General features: G+C 37.9%; 20 protein-coding genes and 1 pseudogene. 17 read left to right on the top strand and 4 right to left on the bottom strand.

Annotated elements, in window-relative coordinates; genetic code table 11:
- Positions 1 to 32 precede the first annotated feature (32 nt).
- From pheT to EHQ62_RS11490, 6 genes are all read left to right on the top strand, one after another.
- Positions 33 to 2,432 carry a phenylalanine--tRNA ligase subunit beta gene (gene pheT, locus EHQ62_RS11465; protein WP_135642927.1) on the top strand — a complete coding sequence of 800 codons (2,400 nt, stop codon included), beginning with the start codon at positions 33 to 35 and terminating at the stop codon, positions 2,430 to 2,432.
- A 47-nt stretch (positions 2,433 to 2,479) separates the two neighbouring features.
- The gene (locus tag EHQ62_RS11470) at positions 2,480 to 4,441 is read left to right on the top strand and encodes a 7TM diverse intracellular signaling domain-containing protein (protein ID WP_135642929.1); all 1,962 of its coding nucleotides are present in this window, start codon (positions 2,480 to 2,482) and stop codon (positions 4,439 to 4,441) included.
- 9 nt (positions 4,442 to 4,450) lie between these two features.
- On the top strand, positions 4,451 to 5,023 hold the full coding sequence (locus EHQ62_RS11475) for a gamma carbonic anhydrase family protein (RefSeq protein WP_135642931.1): 573 nt from the start codon (positions 4,451 to 4,453) through the stop codon (positions 5,021 to 5,023).
- An 83-nt stretch (positions 5,024 to 5,106) separates the two neighbouring features.
- A complete protein-coding gene (locus EHQ62_RS11480; RefSeq protein ID WP_135642933.1) occupies positions 5,107 to 6,333 on the top strand; it encodes an MFS transporter in 1,227 nt (408 codons plus the stop codon).
- Positions 6,323 to 6,937, top strand: coding sequence for a class I SAM-dependent methyltransferase (locus tag EHQ62_RS11485; RefSeq protein WP_135642935.1), 615 nt, complete (start codon positions 6,323 to 6,325; stop codon positions 6,935 to 6,937). The genes EHQ62_RS11480 and EHQ62_RS11485 overlap by 11 nt, the downstream gene beginning before the upstream one ends.
- Before the next feature lie 22 nt (positions 6,938 to 6,959).
- Positions 6,960 to 7,283 carry a DUF1330 domain-containing protein gene (locus EHQ62_RS11490; protein WP_135642937.1) on the top strand — a complete coding sequence of 108 codons (324 nt, stop codon included), beginning with the start codon at positions 6,960 to 6,962 and terminating at the stop codon, positions 7,281 to 7,283.
- Here EHQ62_RS11490 and EHQ62_RS11495 read toward each other — a convergent pair.
- Positions 7,280 to 7,789 carry an acyl-CoA thioesterase gene (locus EHQ62_RS11495; protein WP_135642938.1) on the bottom strand — a complete coding sequence of 170 codons (510 nt, stop codon included), beginning with the start codon at positions 7,787 to 7,789 and terminating at the stop codon, positions 7,280 to 7,282. The genes EHQ62_RS11490 and EHQ62_RS11495 overlap by 4 nt on opposite strands.
- A gap of 87 nt (positions 7,790 to 7,876) precedes the next feature.
- On the opposite strand from EHQ62_RS11495, the gene EHQ62_RS11500 reads away from it, so the two are divergent.
- Positions 7,877 to 9,775, top strand: coding sequence for a putative bifunctional diguanylate cyclase/phosphodiesterase (locus EHQ62_RS11500; RefSeq protein ID WP_135642940.1), 1,899 nt, complete (start codon positions 7,877 to 7,879; stop codon positions 9,773 to 9,775).
- Positions 9,776 to 9,899: 124 nt separating this feature from the next.
- Positions 9,900 to 10,823, top strand: a complete 924-nt coding sequence (locus EHQ62_RS11505; protein WP_135642942.1) for a cation diffusion facilitator family transporter — start codon at positions 9,900 to 9,902, stop codon at positions 10,821 to 10,823.
- Here the strand turns inward: EHQ62_RS11505 and EHQ62_RS11510 are convergent.
- Both EHQ62_RS11510 and EHQ62_RS11515 read right to left on the bottom strand, forming a co-directional pair.
- Entirely contained in the window at positions 10,815 to 11,417 is a 603-nt protein-coding gene (locus EHQ62_RS11510) for a glutathione S-transferase family protein (RefSeq protein WP_135642944.1), read from the bottom strand. The two genes, EHQ62_RS11505 and EHQ62_RS11510, sit on opposite strands and share 9 nt — an antisense overlap.
- Entirely contained in the window at positions 11,401 to 12,057 is a 657-nt protein-coding gene (locus tag EHQ62_RS11515; RefSeq protein ID WP_135642946.1) for a DAPG hydrolase family protein, read from the bottom strand. Before EHQ62_RS11515 ends, EHQ62_RS11510 begins: the two co-directional genes overlap by 17 nt.
- 127 nt (positions 12,058 to 12,184) lie before the next feature.
- On the opposite strand from EHQ62_RS11515, the gene EHQ62_RS11520 reads away from it, so the two are divergent.
- The 3 genes from EHQ62_RS11520 to EHQ62_RS11530 all read left to right on the top strand — a co-directional run bounded on the left by EHQ62_RS11520 (position 12,185) and on the right by EHQ62_RS11530 (position 14,104).
- Positions 12,185 to 12,835 carry a TetR/AcrR family transcriptional regulator gene (locus EHQ62_RS11520; RefSeq protein ID WP_135642948.1) on the top strand — a complete coding sequence of 217 codons (651 nt, stop codon included), beginning with the start codon at positions 12,185 to 12,187 and terminating at the stop codon, positions 12,833 to 12,835.
- 64 nt (positions 12,836 to 12,899) lie between these two features.
- Entirely contained in the window at positions 12,900 to 13,643 is a 744-nt protein-coding gene (locus EHQ62_RS11525; RefSeq protein ID WP_135642950.1) for a helix-turn-helix domain-containing protein, read from the top strand.
- Between the two features lie 80 nt (positions 13,644 to 13,723).
- Complete coding sequence (locus EHQ62_RS11530; RefSeq protein ID WP_135642952.1) at positions 13,724 to 14,104, top strand: VOC family protein; 381 nt, start codon at positions 13,724 to 13,726, stop codon at positions 14,102 to 14,104.
- 56 nt (positions 14,105 to 14,160) lie between these two features.
- Here the strand turns inward: EHQ62_RS11530 and EHQ62_RS11535 are convergent, their stop codons facing one another.
- Positions 14,161 to 15,297, bottom strand: a complete 1,137-nt coding sequence (locus EHQ62_RS11535; protein ID WP_244241750.1) for an MltA domain-containing protein — start codon at positions 15,295 to 15,297, stop codon at positions 14,161 to 14,163.
- Between the two features lie 212 nt (positions 15,298 to 15,509).
- On the opposite strand from EHQ62_RS11535, the gene rpmH reads away from it, so the two are divergent.
- The 6 genes and pseudogenes from rpmH (at position 15,510) to mnmE (ending at position 20,315) form a co-directional block, all read left to right on the top strand.
- Positions 15,510 to 15,671: a 50S ribosomal protein L34 gene (gene rpmH / locus EHQ62_RS11545; RefSeq protein WP_004785725.1), complete on the top strand. Its 162-nt coding sequence runs from the start codon at positions 15,510 to 15,512 to the stop codon at positions 15,669 to 15,671.
- 26 nt (positions 15,672 to 15,697) lie between these two features.
- Positions 15,698 to 16,003: pseudogene (locus EHQ62_RS11550) on the top strand (ribonuclease P protein component); the annotation flags it as partial.
- Positions 16,000 to 16,227: a membrane protein insertion efficiency factor YidD gene (yidD, locus tag EHQ62_RS11555; RefSeq protein WP_015676762.1), complete on the top strand. Its 228-nt coding sequence runs from the start codon at positions 16,000 to 16,002 to the stop codon at positions 16,225 to 16,227. The pseudogene EHQ62_RS11550 and the gene yidD, both read left to right, overlap by 4 nt.
- A gap of 3 nt (positions 16,228 to 16,230) precedes the next feature.
- Positions 16,231 to 18,177 carry a membrane protein insertase YidC gene (gene yidC / locus EHQ62_RS11560; RefSeq protein WP_208720670.1) on the top strand — a complete coding sequence of 649 codons (1,947 nt, stop codon included), beginning with the start codon at positions 16,231 to 16,233 and terminating at the stop codon, positions 18,175 to 18,177.
- Positions 18,178 to 18,205: 28 nt separating this feature from the next.
- Positions 18,206 to 18,937, top strand: a complete 732-nt coding sequence (gene jag / locus EHQ62_RS11565; RefSeq protein ID WP_015677384.1) for an RNA-binding cell elongation regulator Jag/EloR — start codon at positions 18,206 to 18,208, stop codon at positions 18,935 to 18,937.
- The gene (gene mnmE / locus EHQ62_RS11570; RefSeq protein ID WP_135642957.1) at positions 18,930 to 20,315 is read left to right on the top strand and encodes a tRNA uridine-5-carboxymethylaminomethyl(34) synthesis GTPase MnmE; all 1,386 of its coding nucleotides are present in this window, start codon (positions 18,930 to 18,932) and stop codon (positions 20,313 to 20,315) included. The genes jag and mnmE overlap by 8 nt, the downstream gene beginning before the upstream one ends.
- The last annotated feature ends 40 nt before the right edge of the window (positions 20,316 to 20,355 follow it).

Genomic DNA, 20,355 nt, shown 5'->3' on the forward strand with positions numbered 1-20,355 from the left:
TTCCCGCCGTTTTTAACAATTAAGGATTTCACTTGAAACTTTCAGTTGATTGGCTAAACGATTTTACCCCGCTCTCCCAGATTCCGTTCGAAACCGTTCTGGAAAAAATTAATACGTCCATCTGTGAGATAGACGACGTGGAAGAATTTAAATCCCACCTATCATCCGTTATCACCGTCAAAATCAAATCCCTTGAAAAACACCCCAACGCTGAAAAATTGCAAACAACCATTGCAACGGATGGAAACAAAGACTACCAAATTGTCACAGCGGCCACCAATGTGAATGTTGGTGACATTGTTCCATTGGCACTCCCAGGCACCAAATTGGATGGGAAAGAAATCTTAGATTCCGAACTCCGAGGGGTTCGTTCCCAAGGGATGTATTGTTCCGAAAAAGAACTGGGAATGGCATTAGAATCTTCTGGAGTCCTCATCCTTCCAAAGGAAACAACACTTGGGATTTCTGTTCGCAAACTCTTTTTATGGGAAGATACCATCCTCACGATCGACAATAAATCCATCACACATAGACCTGACCTTTGGAACCATTTTGGTTTTGCAAGAGAACTTGCAAGCCAACTCAAAATCCCTCTCAATTCCTTTCCACTCGAATCAGATACAAAATGGGAATCGGGCAACCAAGGTTTAACGGTTAAAACATCAGAACATGCTCATGCATATTATGTTTGTGCGATCCAAAATGTAAATATCACAAATTCAATCCCCAAAATCAAATCCCGATTGGAAAAATGTGGGATACGTTCCATCAATAATGTGGTGGATGTATCCAACTATTTGTTGTTAGAACTGGGCCAACCCACTCATTTTTTTGATCGTTCCAAATTAGAAGCCACTTCGTTTATTGTATCCAAATCCAAAGAAGGAACAAGTTTTGCGCTTCTAGACGATACCTCTCCTTCACTTCCAGAAAATATTATACTCATCCAAAATGGAAACACTCCTGTTGCATTAGCAGGAGTTATGGGTGGAAAGGATTCAGCAGTCACTGATTCCACAAAAGAGATTGTCATGGAATCCGCAGTTTTCAAAAGAGAAGATGTACGTTATACCATTCGAAAAACCAATATTCGGACAGAATCAGCAGTTCGTTATGAAAAGGGGTTGGATTCTTACACTTGTTTGCCGGTGATCAAACGAGCAGTACAACTACTGATCGAAAATGGAAATCCCAATGTAAAGGTTTTTGAACCCCAAGGGTTTAATCATACCGAATCGAAAGCCGTCACAATCAACACCAATTTAAGTTTCCTTCGTCATAAACTTGGGAAAAAGATAAGTCTGCAAGAAGTAACTGACATCTTACAACGATTAGGTTTTATTGTCACAACACAGGACGAAACTTTATCTGTTGTTGTTCCGAAGTACAGACAAAATTATGATGTGACCATACCAGAAGACCTTGTAGAAGAGATTGGAAGGACCATCGGGTATGCTTCCATCCGAACAGAAGCACTTTCAATGGCCGTGGAAACTCCAATCCGAAACCCACTGCGTGAATTGGAACGAAGGGTAAAACAATTTTTAGCATTAGAAGTTGGATTCAACGAAGTATACAATTATTCGTTTGCTTCCGCTTCAGATGCGAAACTTGAAGTGGCTTACACAGAGTCTTCCTTAAAAATCGCAAATGAAATGCCAGAAGACCATGCCTTGCTCCGTACCAGTTTGTATCCCGGACTCATCAAACAAGCCAAGTTAAACCAAGATCGTTTTGATTCTGTGAAATTGTTTGAGTTGGGTAGAACCTACCACAAAGAAGGCAAAGGTTCGGAGTTAGCGGAAGAAAAACGTTGGCTTTCCATTCTCTCATTATCCAAACAAAAACCAACGGATCTAACATCAATTGAACAAGAATTCTTAGGTTTACGAGAAACCCTATCAGAACTTTTTTTCTATCTCAACTTACCAAAATTTTTGTGGTCCAAACAAACCCGTTCCCATTTCCATCCAAACGCCAGTTTGGCCCTCCATTACGATGGAAAAGAAGTGGCAGAACTTGGGATCTTACACACACGTTTTAGTGATCTCTATGATGTGAAACGTCGGGTCATTCTCGCAAAAATCAATATGGAAGTATTGGTCGAAATATGGGAAAATCACGGAAGGAATTCTCATTTCATCCCACCTTCTCATTTCCCACAAGGTCAATTGGATTTATCCTTACTCATGAACGAATCAGATCCAACAGAACCATTTGCGAACTTGGTAAAAACATTAAATATCCCTGAATTGGAATCAGTTTTTGTCCAAACCATTTTCCAAGGGGAATCAGTTGGCGAAGGGAAAAAATCAGTTACGTATCGGTTTCGACTTATGTCCTATGATAAAACCTTTACCCAAGACCGTTTTAAGGAACTCTCCGATAGTTTGGTGACGGCAGCGAAAGACAACGGTTATACCTTACGATAAATTTGCTTTGACAAAACCCAATTTTTATTGGGAAATCGTTCGAGTTTATGCGGATCCTTTATCTCTTCATTTTATCGGGAACTTTGTTTTCCTGTTCCCGGTGGGAGATCCAAAAGTCATTCAGTGACGAAAGTTTTGTCCCAGAAAAAATCGATTATGTGATCCACTCTGGATCCGATATCGATTCGCCTAAACTGCGTTGGACTCCTATTTTCAAAAACAATTTGAGTTTGGGTTTCCAATCCGATCATGTATATTTAAAAATCAAAGCAACAAACCACACCTCGGTTCCCAAACTCATTTTAGATTTAGGAAACCCTCATTTGGATTTCATTCGAGTGTACGAAGAAGGTACACCAGAGCCCATCAAAGAAGGCGGAGATTTTATTGCCCATTCCCATTGGGATGCTTTTTCTAAATCGATTGCGTTTGAGCTGAATTGGCCAGTAGGTGAAACAAAAACAATCATCTTAGAAACAAAATCATCATCTAATATTAGTTACTTGATACGATTTTATTCCAAAGAAACTTTTTATCTAAAAGAAAATTTGGAAAACACAATCCTTGGTTTTTTTTACGGCACCATTTTCATTATGGTGATCTACAATTTGTTCATTTATTTTATCTTAAAAGAAAAAGCCTACATCACCTATTCAGTTTCCATTTTTTGTAATTTATTATTACAAATGTATCTGAATGGTATTTTGAACCAGGTTTTTACATTAGACCATCCAGAAATTCATAACCGAATCGGAAGTATCATTGTCACTTGTTCTGCGATCACAGGATGGACATTTGCCCAACAAACATTAAACTTACGAGATTTCAATCTCTGGTCACATAGACTCCTTCAATCATTAAAATTCATAGTCCTTTTTTATATTTTGATTCCTTATGCGTACTTGCCAATTGACATTGCCGTACGGATTGGTAATTTCATTGCTCAATTATTTGTTGTTTCTGTTTTAGTTGTGGCACTTGTGAACTACAGCAGTGGGAACAAACAAGCTCGGTTGTTTTTGTTTGGTTGGATTACTCTACTCTTTGGAATCCTAATGTACACTTTGATGCAAAATGGAATCCTACCAGTCAATGTATTCACATTGTACGGAAATCAAATTGGCTCCACATTAGAAGCTGGAATTTTATCACTTGCTCTTGCCAACAAAATCAATGAACTGAAAGAAGAAAAAGCAAACACACAAGCCGAAGCACTCGTCACTTTAGAAGAGAAAGTAAGAGAACGTACCAAAACATTAGATGAATCATTAAACCTTATCAAAAAAGATCTGAATGTTGCCAAAAAAATCCAAAAAACTTTATTTTCGGATATCAAAACCAGTGATCCAAGGATCCACTTCCATTCCTATTACCAATCCATGTCGGAAGTGGGAGGTGACTTTTACGACCTCACTCAAGTGAAAGCCGATTATTACAGAATCTTTGTAGCCGATGCCACAGGCCACGGGATCCAAGCGGCACTCATCACAATGGCAATTAAGGCAGAATACGAATCACTCAAAATGATTTATGACCATCCAGATGATTTGGTTTTCCATATGAACCAAATTTTTATCAATAAATATAGCAACATCCAAACCATTTTTACATGTTCTGTTTGTGACATTGATTTAAAAAACAAACAGTTGTTCTATGCATCAGCCGGCCATCCCGATCAAATCCACCAACGGATTCATGACATCAAACTTTTGCCTAGAACTGGCAAAATCATTGGCCTTATGGACCATACACAATACCGACTCATCGAACACCAAATTGAAGAAGGTGATCGTATATTTTTATTCACCGATGGGATCTTTGAACAATTTAATGAAGAAAAAGAACTTTTTGGCGAAGACAGGTTGTATGAAATTTTAAAAGAAAATTTAAAACTTAGTTTGGACCATACGATGGCAAAAGTGTTAAGTGAACTCTCTTTGTTCACTGATGGCCATGCAAAACAAGACGACATTACATTTATCGGTTGCGAAATTCAAAGTCTTGGTTGACTTTGAACCATGTCTTACCAAGAAATTCCTCATTTTGAAAAACCATTCATCCATCCAAATGCGACTGCCTTTGGAATGATTGAATTTGGAACCTCAGTATCCATTTGGCCAGGAGCTGTGGTTCGGGCTGATATGAACCAAATCAAATTGGGTGATTTTGTCAATATCCAAGACAATTCCACATTGCATACTGACTCTACAAGTCCAATCTCAATCGGTGAATGGACGTTAGTTGGTCATAATGTAATGATCCATGGTTGTAAAATTGGTAAAGCAGTGCTTGTTGGCATTGGGTCCATAGTCCTAGACAATGCAGAGATTGGTGATGGATCTCAAATTGCGGCAGGTTGTATGATCCGTGGTGGAAAAAAAATCCCACCAAGATCTCTTGTTGTTCCAAACGGATCAGATATTAAAATTTTTCCAGGGAAAGCGAAACCAGAACTCACGGTAGCCGGTTGCATCGAATATGCCCATCTCTCCGTACGTTTTGCACAAAATGTCTTTATTCCCTTCCAAAAAGAAGAAGAAGTACATTTTGTCACACAAGCAAAAGAAATCATAGGTAAACTTGGCATTTAGGCAATCTCGATCCCATCATGCCTGTCTAATTCACAACACCAACACAGAAAGACGATAAACACTCGGATACAAATATCTATTCTATGAACCATTTTCTAAATAAAGTGAAAGTCCTTGGAATTTTTTCCATCACCCAAACCGTCTTCCAAATTGGAACGGTGATGATCATGGCGGTTTCAGCCCTTGCTGGGCAAACCATTGCTCCTTCTCCCGAATCTGCCTCTCTTCCTGTATCCTTTGTGATTTTGGGAACTCTCTTGGGACTTGTGCCAGCTTCTAAATTTATGAAATGGCAAGGTAGTAAATATGGTTTACTCCTTGGTACGATCATTGGAATTTTAGGAGCCTTACTTGCGACTTATGCGATGTGGGAAAAAAGTTTTGTTTTATTTACCATAGCACACTTGTTATTTGGTCTTCACCAATCTTTTATCCAATACCTTCGTTTTGTGGCAATGGAGTCTGTTCCCACACATGACCGAGCAAGTGCCCTTTCTTGGATTTTGATTGCAGGCATCCCAGCTGCCTTTTTAGGACCACTTGCTGGTTTACAAGGCAAAGACCTCTTCCCTTCCTCTATGTTTTTAGGATGTTATTTGATTTTGGTGGTTTCTTTATCATTACAATTTGCATTGATCACTTTATTACCTTCACCTAACAAAAGAAACATAATCGATGAATCACCCTCTGAACCAATATCACCGAGAGATCAAACACGTCCCCTATCCTTTCATATCAAAAACTTGGGACTTTGGGTTTCGATTCTTGCCACCGCATTTAGTTTTGGGCTTATGGCAATGTTAATGACAGCAGTTCCCGTTGCCATGAAATCACATGGCCATGCCATGCATGCGTCCACGCTAGTGTTGCAATGGCATGTGCTCGGGATGTACATTCCTTCTTTTTTCTCTGGATTTTTAGTTCGTAAAATGACAGCACCTTATTTGATCTTATTAGGTGTCTTTGTGATGGGACTCGAATGTATTTCCGCCTTACAAGGAACTGAGTTTTTGCCTTTTGCTGTGGCACTCATCCTCCTCGGTATTGGTTGGAATTTTATGTATGTGGGTGGTACAAACTTACTTGTAGAACAATACCATCCTTCCGAAAAAAATACAATCCAAGCAACGAACGATACCATTGTATATTCCTTTGCGATTCTTTCTACTTATAGCGCAGGGTATCTCGAACATAAAATTGGTTGGTTATCACTCAATTTAGTGAGTATCCCATTTTTGGTGTTTGTTTCCATTGTTACTTTTTATTACATTCAAAAAAGAAAAGGAATGGGGCTCTCTCATGGATCATAAAACACATTGGGAAACCATTTATACAGAAAAACAACCAAACGAAGTAAGTTGGACACAAGAAAAACCTTCTCTTTCCTTACAGTTGATCGAAAATGCAAACAAATCCAAATTGGCAAAATTGATCGATATAGGTGGTGGAGAGTCAAACCTTGTCGACCATTTGCTAATGAATGGTTACGAAAATTTATCCGTGCTCGATATTAGCGAAAATGCCTTAAATAGATGCAAACAAAGATTAGGTGAAAAAAATAAGAACATTGAGTGGATTGTCACAGACATCACAAAATTTCATGCTAATACAAAATACGATATCTGGCATGACCGCGCCGTGTTTCATTTTTTGACAGATCCAGAGTCTATCGCTTTTTACAAAAACAATTTAGTTCATGCATTAAACAATGATGGGGAGCTCATCATAGGAACCTTTAGCAACGATGGTCCCAAAAAATGCAGTGGGCTCGAAATCAAACAATATACAGAAGATACATTAACGGAAACCTTTTCACCAGAATTTATCCCCATAGAATTCCAAAGAGAAGACCACCATACGCCATTTGGTACCGTACAAAATTTTGTATTTGGAAGATTCAAAAAGCAAATTTAACTTAAATTATATGAGATTATCCATGGAAAAAGAAAATTCATCATTCGAAACAATTGTTGGTTTGCAAGTAATCGATGAGAGTCTATATGCAGAATATCGAAATGCAATGAAAGATATTTTGGAACAATATGAAGGTGGATTTCGTTATGATTTTAAAATCCAAGAAACATTAAAATCAGAAACAAAAAATCCGATCAATCGAGTGTTTCTCATTTATTTCAAAAACAAAGAAAGAAAGCAGAGTTTTTTTGCAGATCCCGAATACAAAAAAATCCGCGAAAAATACTTTGTTCCATCTGTAGAAAGTACCACTCAAATTGCGGAATACGAGCGTTTTTTAAATTAAGAGATCTTACGACTCGCTTTGATTTTGGCGGCAAATTCTTTTGCCATTTCGATCCGCATCTTTCCTTCCGCAAAACGACGTTTTTCTAATTCTGTTTCTAACTTCAATGGAGGAACAGGAGCAGGTTTTTTAGTTTCATCCAATGCAACAAACGATAGGTAGGCGGTCGTTGCCCGAACCATTTCCCCCGTATAAGGATTTTCACGGTTTACTTGGACACCCACTTCCATAGACGTAGTTCCTACATAATTGACCATTGCTTTCAAATTGACATGGTCTCCAATTTGAATGGGTGTGATAAAATTGATCCGATCGATACTAACGGTAACTGCTTCGCGACCAGAATGCCTCTGTGCCGACATCGCTGCAATTAAGTCAATCCAACTCATGATGGCACCACCAAACGCAGTTCCATAGTGATTGGCATCATTAGGCAAAACGATATGACGGGTTTCTACAGCAGATTCTTGCGGTGACTTTGGAGATAATTCATTAGGAGAGGACACAATGAGGATAAGTTAGTCTTGACGTTTTGTTTCGAAAAGACTTTTTTAAACCTGCCGCCTTTAGACAATACCAAACTGTAGGACAAAATGAGTATAACCAAACGAAATTACGTCTACTGGCTCAAATTCCGTAAAGATACGGGACCATTGCTCAGAAGATTTTTAATCACTACTTCCATTCTATTTTTGGTAGCGGCAAGTTTGCATCTCATCCCATTCTTCACAAAGATTGGTGAGGTTGATTATGTATTTCTATTCGTAGACATCGGAGTTTCCTTTTTATTTTTTCTTGAATATTTACTCAAAAACAAAGTTCCACTCCTCTTTCGCATACTGACGCTCATCGGATCTGCGATTTTTATTTCTGTTTTGTCATTTTTTAGGAGTGGTTTACTTGGAACAGGTGAGATGTCACTTGCCTTTATCATCATATCGTTTTTCGTTTTTTTACCTCCAATTCCAAGTTTAGTATCAGCCCTTTTGATCTCCGTCATACCTTCGATTTTTGGAATTTTTGTTTATTATTCCCTCCTCGTATTTCCAGAAGAGTTAGGCATCCGAAACCAAAGTCCAAGAGAATGGTATTTTAAAACCATTAGTTTGGTCATTTTCTCCATCCTTTCTGGATTTTTAATCCAAAGGTTACGTGCTAAATTAATCAAAAATATTGTTTATTTAAAAGAATCGAGAGCAAAAATCCTCAAATCAAACAAATACATCGATAAACTTGCGTTTTTCGATACTCTCACTCAGTTACCCAATCGTTATTCATTTGAAACATCTATTCAAAAACGAATCTCCTTAGGCCAAAAAGATACATTTGTTTTGCTCATCAATATCAAAGGAATCAAGGTCATCAATGCCTTACATGGAATTGGATTTGGTGATCAAATTCTAACATTGATTGGAAATGTATTAAAAGAATACACAGCGGAAAGACCAAATACCATCGTTGCCAGTTTAGGTGGAGATGAATTCATCCTTTGGATCGAAAACTCTTCTAGGGAACGGATAGAAGATGCCATCGTTAAATTTGATTTAAATAACAACCAAACCTTAACGCCAGACCGATTGGGGCATAGATTGCAATACCGAGTATCCGGAATTCAATTCCCAGAAGAAGCAAATACTTTAGATGAAGTGATCCGAAAACTTTCCATTGCGATGAATGTAGCAAGGGAAAATTCCATTAGTTCCCTTGTTTGGTTTGATCCAGAAATGGAAAAAAAAATCGAAAGGGAACAAAAATTAAAAAACCAATTAGAGAAAGCAATCGATTCAAATGAATTTAAAATTGCATACCAAGAAAAAGTAGATATTAAAACTCAAACTGTTGTAGGCCTTGAAGCACTTGCAAGGTGGAGTGTGAAAGAATTTGGAGAAATTTCCCCAGAAGAATTCATTCGCATCATCACCAAGTCAGATTTGATTGTTCCTTTTGGTAAAAATATTTTCCAAAAAGTGATCCAACAAATTCCAAACTTACTCAGCAAATATGGGAATCAAATTAAAATTTCGATTAATATTTCACCTATCTTCTTTTTATATCCAAACTTTAATGATTATATCATTGGTTATTTAAAAGAAAAATCCATTGATCCTAAAATTTTAATTTTTGAAATCACTGAAGATGTTTTCCTCGATGAAGTTGAAACCATTGAAAAAATTGTGAACTCACTTCGGTCCCATGGAATTTCTGTTTCATTGGATGATTTTGGAAAAGGTTATTCTTCCTTACACTATATGCAAAAAATTCAATTTGATGAATTAAAAATTGATAAATCGTTTTTAGATGACATTGCTATCTCCAATCGGAATTTTTTGTTATTGGAATCAATCTGCCACCTTGCGGATTCCCTTGGATTAAAAACCATTGCAGAAGGAATCGAAAGAGACGAACAAATCCAACATTTGAAAAAAACCTCCTGTCATATCGTACAAGGTTATCTCTATTCAAAACCCATCATCTTATTTGATAGAGACTGAATGGCAGTGGATCTCCGAATATTGATTGGAATGATATCAAATTGCATCATTCAAAAACCAAACCTCCATCCAAAGGTTTTCTTTCCTAGTTGCATTCTTTTGATTTGTTAATTATTTTATCCTAATGGGACATGGCCACGATCATTCAAACCACGAATCGAAACATCATAACCATTCGCACCATCATAATTCCGCATCTAAAAACCTAGCGTGGGCATTTGTATTAAATTTATTTTTTTCTATTTTTGAATTACTCGGTGGGATTTATTCCAATAGCATTGCCATCATCTCCGATGCATTCCACGATTTTGGAGATGCCCTATCTCTTGCCTTTGTATGGTATTTACAAAAGGTTTCTACGAAACCGATTGATCGGCATTTTGATTATGGATACAAACGTTTTTCAATTTTAGGTGCTCTTATCATATCCGTTTTATTATCAGTTGGTTCAATTTTTATGATCATCGAATCCGTTAAACGATTCCTATCACCAATGGAATCGAAAGCGGATGTCATGTTTGCCCTTGCCATTGTTGGAGTAGTCGTAAATGGAATTGCCATGTCTCGATTGAAACATGGATCAAGTTTTTCCGAGAAGGCTGTCTTTTTACATTTTTTGGAGGATATATTAGGATGGATCGCCGTACTTGTGGGAAGTGTACTTATGTATTTTTGGGATGTACCTTGGATTGATCCGATGTTATCCTTAGGGATCGCCATTTGGATTTTGTACAATGCCTATACCAATACCAAACAAGTGATGCGGATTTTTTTGCAAGCGGTTCCTGTTACACTCAATCGCAAAGAATTGATCCAAAAATGGGAACAAATTAAAGGTGTAAAGTCAGTTCACGACATCAAAATTTGGAGTTTGGATGGAAATCAACATGTGTCCTCCCTTCATGTATTGATTGATCAGAAATTGAAACCAAACCAATACCAAAGTATCAAGGAACAAATCAGAAAGGTTGCAATTCAATTTGAAATTGTACACACGACGATAGAAATAGAAACGGATGAGGAAGTTTGTAACCTCCAATTATCTTGATTTCATTGGCAAATAATGTTTTTGATCCTGAATCCTTCGAATCCATTCTTTAATTTTTGGGTATTCTGATAAATCAAATCCACCCTCATGGGCAACATGAGTATAAGCAAATAAACTAATGTCTGCTAGAGTCATCGAATCACCGACCAAATACGGTGTTTTTTCCAATTGGATTTCCATTACCCGAAGGGCTTTATGACCCCCAGATTGTTTTGATTCATATTCCACTTTTCGATCAGCAGGAATTCCTAAGTAATGTTGGATGAATCTTGCAACAGCAATGTATGGCTCATGACTGTATTGTTCAAAAAACTGCCATTGTAAGACCTTGGCTCTTTCAAATGGATCATTAGGTATTAAATCACTACCTTCAGCCAAAAAATTCAAAATCGCATTTGATTCAGATAAAACCCTACCATCATCTAACACAAGGATGGGAATTTTCCCATTTGGATTTAATTTGAGAAATGACTCGGTTTTCGTATCACCATTTTTGATATCCAATTCAATCCATTCATATGTTATCTTTAAAATAGAGGCAAGTAACTGTAATTTATAACAATTTCCCGATTGGCTATCACCGTAAATTTTCATTTTCTTTCCTATAAAGATCAGGCAAAAATTTTTGGAACTGACCTACCTCTTCGATATTATGTTTGATCCAAGCATATCCATGTTTTTTGTCAAAGAATAGAAATTCAAAAATTGGTCTTAACAAACGGAAAGACAAACCCTTCCAACCAACAATAAGACAATTTTCATAAAATGTTCCTCGATCTGTTTGTTGGAAACGATATTCCATTCTTGCTAAAGGTAATAACCCGTACAGACGGGGGTTGTGAATGAATCCATCCTCATCCAATTTTTCAATTGGACTCGTTACATTGACTATGTATTTTTTTTGTCGGCCCAGGTATTCGACGATTCGTAGTACGGCACCAGGTCCGATCGAACCATCTTCTTTTCGTTTTTGGTAACTCACATGAACATGGTCTTCCGGATGCCATACATGGTATCGATTGTAATGTTTTCCATGGTATTCCATCTCTCCTTCTAAATTTTGAAACCACCAAACCAACATTTTAGGAACAACTCCTTCTAGAATTTCATGTCGGATCCAATACTTCACTCTCCCATCCGGTAAAATTTCTCTACCCGATTTGGCTGAATCTACAGATTTACGGAGCCACTCAATTTCAAGTTTGGGCAACAATCCTAATTTGACTCGTTTCACAACGACCTCCAATGTATAGTATTCACTATACCTACAAAATCCATTGTAAAGTGAATACTATACAAAAAATCAATCGAAAAAAATAGGCATTGGAAAAAAATGATAGATAACGAGTTAGAAAATATACATGAAACTTACCTTAAAACTGCTACAAAATGAATTTGAAGCCTATCAAAACCCACGATCGGAGAAAGAAAAAGACATCGTGGATGCAGCAGAAGATGTTTTTGCAGAACAAGGATTCAGTGGTGCCACAACCGCAGAACTAGCAAAACAAGCAGGGGTTACAGAACGCACTTTGTTTAAATATTTCCCTACAAAAAATGATTTATACAAACGAGTGTTATCTGGTTTGCTTTTTGAGACAATTTTACCTGGACATATGTCTGATTTAAAACTAAGACTCCAAACTTTGAATCCAAATTTTAAAGATTGGTATACTGGGATCTTAAAAGCAAGGTATGATGCTGTTGCCAAGGAACCTCAAAAACTGAAACTCTTACTCGGGGCCCTTTTATTTTCCAAAGAATTTGCAGAGATATTTGGCCAATTGTGGAAAATGAATTTGTATGATACTTCCTTGGAAGCCTTTCGATATTTTCAGGAAAAAGGTGATATTCGCAAAAACTTAGATCCAAACCAAATCGTACGTGCATCGTTCAGTTTGGGTGCCAGTTTTTTGATTACTAAATTTGTATTAGCTCCCAAATTTCCGATCGAAGTAAATGCCGAAATCGAATCTATATTCTCAATTTTTTACAAAGGCATCTCAAATTAAAAATGAATGGATCATCACTAATGTTTCAATCCAATGAAACAGGAAATAAAAAGGAAAATCTTTTGTGAAGTACGATCCAATCAACGATGGCATCCATAAAAAGTTTCATGCTGTTTCCTTCAAGGTAACCCAAGTACCGAACGAATTGCAATCCATTGTCCATTCTTACTGGGAAATGAAAACTGTTCAAATCTTAGAGGAAGATTTTATCCTTCATGTGATTCCGGATGCCTGTGTGAATGTACTTCTTAATTTGTTGGATACAAAAATTGCCGCAGTCACGATGAGAAAAACGGAATATGTAACTCTCAACTTAGGTAAAACATTTCATTATACAGGGATTCAATTTTTGCCGGGAATGTGGCAAGGGAATCCAAAAGAAATCGTTTCTGGATTTGTGGACCAAGCTTACATAGGAAACTTACCTCTTGTGGCTACGGCAAATCGTCTGACAAATTTAGAGTTTGAAAATTTTTCTGATATTTTTTCAGAACTTGTGCAAACATTAATAAAAGATGGAATCGTAAAGAAAAATGAATTAGTAAGTTTAATCTTAGAAAATTTGGATGAGATTGAGTCGGTGGAAGATATGGCAGTATATGGAAACTTATCTCCTAGACAGTTACAACGAAAACTCAAAGAGGCAACAGGATTCTCTCCACACGATTTTTTAAAAATATTAAGATTACAAAAGGCATTAAAAGGCCATTATCTCGATTTTTATACAGACCAATCTCACTTCATACACTCCTTTCGTAAAATCACAGGTTACACACCAAAAGAATATTTCAAACACTTCGATGTCTGATTTATACAATCCTAACTTTCAGTTTTGAAGTAGAGTCAATCATCATGAAAACAAATCCTTTCATGATGGAGGATAATGATATGACAAAAACAAATGCAATTGGTTGGTTTGATCTCTACGTGAATCAACTGGATAGAGCCACAAAATTTTATGAAACGATATGCCAACAAACCTTAGAAGATCTAATCGACCCAACTGGTGAAACAAAAATGAAAGTTTTTTCTTCAGATATGGCTATTTATGGTTCTTCTGGTGCCCTTGTGGAATCAAAGTACCAAAAACCTGGATTAGGTGGTACTATGGTTTATTTTAGTGTTGAAGACTGTTTATTGGATGAAAAAAAATTAAAATCGTTTGGTGGAAAATTAATTCGGCAAAAGTTTTCAATCGGCAAGTTTGGATTTGTATCCATTTGTGAAGATTCTGAAGGAAACCAAATTGGACTCAGTTCTATGAAATGAGTACAATAGGATCCTTAAATTTAAAAATCATTTAGACTAAGATTTTTTTATTAGAATCATTCCATTGATTTTGATTGCCGACGGTTACATTCTTTTGGTGAAACAGTTTGGCAGTTTTTTTTTCGTGGAACTAGTAACACCACTTTTCCTTTGGTTAACAGTTCGTTTGCAACCTCGTCCACCCCAAACTCATTCCCTAAATAAAAATCCACCCTTCCTTCTCCTTGGATGGCGTTCCCTCGATCATGAACAAATGCCAGATGGTCATGATATGTCTGTTTGGTGGAAGGAAAACTCAAAAGGACTGGAAATCCAAGTGGGATTTGTTTGTCCATAGCCACCGATCGTCCCTCTACAAGCCGTATGCCACCACTTCCCATTGGTCCGATGGGAAACGAACTGGATTTACGATTGTTAATTTTTTCTTTTTCAAAAAAGATATACCTTGGATTTTTCCAAATGGCGTCTGTTACTTCTTTTGGTTTGGTTTCCATACAATTCGTAAGATGGTATGGCTTCAAACTTGGACAAACACCAGTTAAATGAACAGATGGGCTGACATAATCCAACCCATTGTCAGAAGAATAATTGATCCGAAAGACTTCCTTTGTTTCCGTTTGTACGATCGCTGATCCTTCCAATTGCGCCAAGTGGAGATCCGTCAAACGAAGGAAAACGATTGCTTGCGAATGGGATTTCCAATGGGATTCTTCTTTCCAATACTCTCGTGGAAAGGAGACAACTTTTGCGTCTACGTTTCCTCGTTTGGGTGGGACAAGTGCCGGGTGAGCATAGTGCCCTTCTGGTTTGGTTTTTCCTTGGACCCGCACTTCATAATACCCAGTGATCAGTGGGAGATCATTCCCTATTTTTAATTCCACTTCTTGGAAAAGTTTTTTCACTTCAGTGAGGAGTTCCGCAGTCTCATAGAGGTGGATTTGTTTTTGAATCTTTTGCAGAGGGTGTAAAATTTCATTCGGTGAATATGTTTCCCCGCGGAACAAAAACTTTGTATCTTGTGGGAGTTTTTGTAAGTAGAGGATGGACTCTTGGATGGCGATTTGTAAGCTGAAAAGCTTTGGATCCCGCAATTTTTGAGACGGTATGACTTTCTTTGGGTTGGCACCCAATCCCTGGATGCAAATCAATAGAACAGGGAAAAACCAAAACAAAGCATAAACCAATTGTTTCATTGTTTCCCCTTCCGTTGTAACCATCGACAAGGGAAGGTGGGAAAGCAAGAAGGGTTTTGCCTGGAAGGAACTGATGGAATGGGTCTTATGTCACATAAGATCTCTGCTGTCCAATCATTTTTCCCAATTCCCCTTGACTTCCATGAGGGTACCAAAAACCTTTCAAAAGACCTCATATTTTTGCGATCATATATAGATAAATTAGGTGTTTCATGAAACGTACATTCCAACCGAGTAAAATTAAACGCGTGAGAACTCACGGATTCCGAGCCAGAATGGCTACCCCAGGCGGAAGAAATGTGATAGCTTCTAGAAGAAGAAAGGGACGTTATAAATTGACTGTTTCCGACGAAAAAATCGGGAGAAAGTTCTAATTTAGGAGCTTCCTTCGGAGACCCTTCGCGACCAAACTAGGATCCAGGAACTCTTTCGTCAGAATCGAAAAATGGGCAAGCCTCCACTTCGTTGGCTTGTTCGGAAAAACGGCCAACCTTTTGCCAGTTTTTTATTTTGCCCCGATAAAACTCACAAAACTGCCGTTCTACGCAACCGTTCGAAACGAATTCTAAGAGAGTTGGTTCGGAAAAATCTTTCTCTGATCCCAGTAGGATTCGATTGTGCGCTACTTGTGCAGGTTGGATTTGCGAAATTATCTAAGGAAGACCGAGAGGTTTTATTCCTTTCGGCACTAAAACAATTCCCATGAATCGGCTGTTTTTGTTTCTTATTTTCCTCTACAAAAAACTGCTCTCTCCCCTATTACCTCCGTCATGTCGATTCACTCCTAGCTGTTCTGAATACGCCAAACAAGCGTTTGAAACCTATCCTTGGTACAAAGCGTTTGTTTTAAGTATCATTCGAATTTCAAAATGCCACCCCTATCATGAAGGTGGGCATGACCCTTTACCGAAATCTTATAACAAGAGTTAAATTATGCAAAACGATTCCACTAACAGACAAGGTCGCTTATTCCTCGCTTTATTTTTAAGTTTAGCAGTATGGATGGGGATCAATTATATCTTTTTTCCACCACAACCTCCAAAACCAAAAGCAGTTGATGAGGCCTCAAAAACAGAAGGCACAGAAAAGGAAAAAACAACCGCTGATCCAAAAGCTGAGATCAAAAAAGTAACAACTGAATCGGCAAAATTAAATCCAGTCAAACCAGAAGACATTAAAACTTTTTCCTTAAAAACCGATTCGTTTTTAGTTCGGTTTTCGAGTATGGGTGGAAGGATCACTGAATATTATATCAAAGATCATAAAGAACCAGATGGTTCTGAATTTGTGATCGCAAAAGACCCTAAGTTCCAAATTGATTTTGATGGCCAAACAGAAAAAGCGGTAGAACTTACAAGAGGGCAAGGGTTTGACTTCAACATCATTGAAGACAAAGACACGATCCCTTTTTCTGCTTATAACTTAGTGAACTTTAGCTCTAGTTACAATGCTGATACAAAAACTGTGATCTTCGAAGCACCATCCCTCGATGGTAAATTCACGATCCAGAAAAAATTCCAATTTTTCCCTTCTGAAAATTATTTTAAATTCCACTTAACACTGAAAAATCGAACAGGTGAAACGATCCACATTTCTCCCACGAAGTCAGATGTTTACTTTCGTTCCTTTAGTTCCCTTGGACCAATCTTAAAGAAAAAAGAAGACTTTAACGACCGAGACAATGCTCACTACTTCCGTTACTACTATCTAGATGGAAGTTTTAAAGACCATATCGATGGAACCACTACCCAAGGTTTCTTTGACAATTTATTTGGATCGAACGAAGGAAAAGACACTCGTTACGAAATCAAAAAAGGTTCAAATGACAAAGTTGACTTTGTTGGGACAGGGAGTCGTTATTTCATTGGTGTGATCGATCCACTCGATGACAAACCAGCAGGGGTTCTCCTGGATAACCGAAAAGGCAATGAAACTGGAGTCCTCCTTGTTTATGACAATTGGAAACTTGGCCCCGGCGAAGAAGTGAACTTAGATTATGCGGCTTACGTGGGAGTTCGGGAACTTGATGGAACGGCTTTCCGTGATAGCAAACTCGATCCAAAAATCAACAAAGACTCTGTATTTGCGGGACTCAGTGAATCTCTGGATAAATCATTCAACCAAGGGATCACAACTCCTCTTCGCAATGGGATTGTTTGGATTTTAAAGAAAATTTATTTAGTGATACCTAACTACGGTTGGGCGATTGTTATCTTTGCCATTCTATTCAAATTAGCATTTTATCCGCTTAACAAAAAACAAGCGGAGTCGATGAAAAAAATGCAAGAGTTATCTCCGCAAATCAAACTCATCAATGAGAAGTATGCGGATGATCCAAAACTCAAACAAGAAAAAACAATCGAACTCTATAAAAAGAATGGAACCAATCCTATGGCGGGTTGCCTTCCTATGCTCATCCAAATTCCAATTTTTATCGCTCTTTATACGGCATTCTCGGATACCGTTGACCTTTGGAATTCCCCTTTCCTTTGGATCAAAGACCTAAGTGAACCAGATACTGTATTCACAACACCGAAATTAGCTTTCATCGGTGCTCTTGCCATCAACATCCTCCCACTCATCATGGTAGCGACACAAGTGGTCCAATCCAAAATGACAACAGTGTCCACAGATCCAAACCAAAAGATGATGATGTACATGATGCCTGTCATCATGTTATACTTCTTTTGGTCAATGCCTGCAGGGGTTACCATGTATTGGACAATGCAAAACATTTTGTCTATCGCACAACAAGTGTATACCAACAAGTTTGGTAAGTCTGATGACAAAAAACCGACAAACGGTGGACCGGCTCCTGCGAACAACGCACAAGCAGTAGCAAGACCTGGTTTTAGAAACCAAAACAAAAAGAAGAAATGAAATCATTGTTTAACAAGGAAGATCACAGATGAATAATTACATTTTCGAAGCCGAAGGAAAAACGAAAGGGGAAGCAGAAGATTACACTCTCGAAACCCTTCGTCTCCAAGCAGGCGATTTACGTTTCGAAGTAGTTGATTCCGGAAAGTCAGGCTTTTTAGGAATCACACAAAAAAAACCTGCCGTTGTACGCGCGTTTGTTGCAAACACGGACATCCCATCAGAAAAAATCATTCATGGGGTGATCATCACCATTTTGAAAAAAATGGGAATCCCAGCTGAAGTTGTGGGTATGGGTGATGTAGACGGAAAAATTTATGTGGAACTAACCAGTAAAGAATCGGGACTCATCATTGGAAAACGTGGAGGCACTTTGGATTCACTCCAGTTCCTGCTCAATCTTATGGTGGATCCAAAAATCCGTCACAATCGTAAAATTGTTCTGGATATCGAATCATACCGCGACAAACGCGAGTTATCGCTAATCCGCTTGGCAAAATCAGTAGCTGCTTCTGTGATTAAATCAGGAAGATCAAAACTACTTGATCCAATGAATCCTTTTGAAAGAAGGATTGTCCACATGGCAATCCAAGAAGACGAAAGGGTTTTCACAAGATCTGAAGGAAACGGAACTTTCAAACGTGTTCGTGTGATCTCTGCGAAAGAAAAACACAAATACAAAGACTTAGAAGATCCGTCAAAAAAAGGTTTACCTGTTGAAGATTTTGCAGATGGAGTAGACCAAGAAGATCTTGATTGATACCATAGCGGCATTGTCCACTGCCCAAGGCCCAGGAGCGATTGGTATCCTCCGGGTCTCGGGATCACTGGTATTGCCCATTTCCCTTGCCGTTTTAGAAAAAAACGGAACTCCCCTCACAGAATCATTCATACAAAACCAAAAACGATCTGCAATCTTCTGCGACTTCGTGGAAAAAGGGAAACCATTAGACCAAATTGTATTTCTCTATTTCCCAGCACCTAACTCATATACAGGTGAAGATCTAGCTGAATTCCACTTACATGGAAATCCCATTTTATTAAAACGAGCACTTCATGTGCTTTTGGAAAAAGGAGCTCGCCCTGCTGACAAAGGTGAATTTACAAAACGTGCTTATCTGAATGGAAAAATCAATTTGTCAGGTGCGGAAGCCATCAGTCGGTTGATTGAAGCAAGGTCAAAATATGAATTGGAACTCGCACAAAAAAACGTATTTGGTGAGATCACAAAATTAAGTTCAAAAATTCGAAGTGATTTGATCTCTCTCAAAGCGGAATGTGAGGCTGAAATTGACTTTTCCACTGAAGACCTTACCTTTGAAAGTTTAGAAGAACGGAAAAACCGAATGGTGGCCCTCAAAAATTTATGTTCTAAACTAATCAAAGATTCTGAAAGAGCAGAATCCTTTATCTTACAATCAACAGTAGTTTTATACGGTGAACCTAACACGGGTAAATCGAGCCTTATGAATGTTTTGATAGGAAAAGATCGATCAATTATTTCTGATGTTCCTGGCACAACAAGGGATTACATTGCGGAAGAATTAAGTTTAGACGGAATTCCCATTCGACTTGTTGATACAGCCGGCATCAGAGATACAAATGATACTATCGAACGAATGGGAATTGAGCGAAGCAAACGGGAAGCAGATAGTGCGAATGTTAAATTATTTCTCATCGATACATCCCTTCCATTTGAAAAAAAGACATTCATCGAAAAACACAAAGATCGTTTGTTAGGTTCTCTCATCGTAGCCAACAAAATCGATACCAAACATCCATCTTGGCAAATGGAATCGGTTCAAGATTTCAAAGAGGAATTCCAACTCACGATTTCAGAAATTTCTTGCAAAACAAAACAAGGAATCCCCGAATTATTAGAATTATTAAAGTCAAAACTTACCTCGAAGGATGATACTGAGGATTTGGTCTTACTGGAAGACCGCCAAAGGTATCACATTCAAAAAATTGAATCTTGTTTGTCAGAAGCCATCCAACTGATGGAAAACGGTGCTCCAGCGGAAATTTACATCCAAGAAATCAATGTCGCATTACAAGAGATTGGGCAAGTGAATGGAACTGTCGAAAATGAGGAAATTCTGGGTCGAATTTTTAGCAAATTTTGTGTCGGAAAATAAACAAGTTCGTTCCAAATTTAATCTTGTATAATCGAGGAAG

The organism is Leptospira jelokensis (assembly GCF_004769635.1).
Lineage (GTDB): Bacteria > Spirochaetota > Leptospiria > Leptospirales > Leptospiraceae > Leptospira_A > Leptospira_A jelokensis.

What these genes read in the sequence shown, in the direction of transcription:
- EHQ62_RS11510 (WP_135642944.1), bottom strand. Translation starts at nt 11,417, where the DNA reads ATGAAAATTTACGGTGATAGCCAATCGGGAAATTGTTATAAATTACAG.
- EHQ62_RS11535 (WP_244241750.1), bottom strand. Translation starts at nt 15,297, where the DNA reads ATGAAACAATTGGTTTATGCTTTGTTTTGGTTTTTCCCTGTTCTATTG.
- jag (WP_015677384.1), top strand. Translation starts at nt 18,206, where the DNA reads ATGAATAATTACATTTTCGAAGCCGAAGGAAAAACGAAAGGGGAAGCA.
- EHQ62_RS11470 (WP_135642929.1), top strand. Translation starts at nt 2,480, where the DNA reads ATGCGGATCCTTTATCTCTTCATTTTATCGGGAACTTTGTTTTCCTGT.
- EHQ62_RS11530 (WP_135642952.1), top strand. Translation starts at nt 13,724, where the DNA reads ATGACAAAAACAAATGCAATTGGTTGGTTTGATCTCTACGTGAATCAA.
- EHQ62_RS11490 (WP_135642937.1), top strand. Translation starts at nt 6,960, where the DNA reads ATGGAAAAAGAAAATTCATCATTCGAAACAATTGTTGGTTTGCAAGTA.
- yidD (WP_015676762.1), top strand. Translation starts at nt 16,000, where the DNA reads ATGAATCGGCTGTTTTTGTTTCTTATTTTCCTCTACAAAAAACTGCTC.
- EHQ62_RS11475 (WP_135642931.1), top strand. Translation starts at nt 4,451, where the DNA reads ATGTCTTACCAAGAAATTCCTCATTTTGAAAAACCATTCATCCATCCA.
- EHQ62_RS11485 (WP_135642935.1), top strand. Translation starts at nt 6,323, where the DNA reads ATGGATCATAAAACACATTGGGAAACCATTTATACAGAAAAACAACCA.
- EHQ62_RS11500 (WP_135642940.1), top strand. Translation starts at nt 7,877, where the DNA reads ATGAGTATAACCAAACGAAATTACGTCTACTGGCTCAAATTCCGTAAA.
- EHQ62_RS11480 (WP_135642933.1), top strand. Translation starts at nt 5,107, where the DNA reads ATGAACCATTTTCTAAATAAAGTGAAAGTCCTTGGAATTTTTTCCATC.
- EHQ62_RS11520 (WP_135642948.1), top strand. Translation starts at nt 12,185, where the DNA reads ATGAAACTTACCTTAAAACTGCTACAAAATGAATTTGAAGCCTATCAA.
- rpmH (WP_004785725.1), top strand. Translation starts at nt 15,510, where the DNA reads ATGAAACGTACATTCCAACCGAGTAAAATTAAACGCGTGAGAACTCAC.
- yidC (WP_208720670.1), top strand. Translation starts at nt 16,231, where the DNA reads ATGCAAAACGATTCCACTAACAGACAAGGTCGCTTATTCCTCGCTTTA.
- EHQ62_RS11505 (WP_135642942.1), top strand. Translation starts at nt 9,900, where the DNA reads ATGGGACATGGCCACGATCATTCAAACCACGAATCGAAACATCATAAC.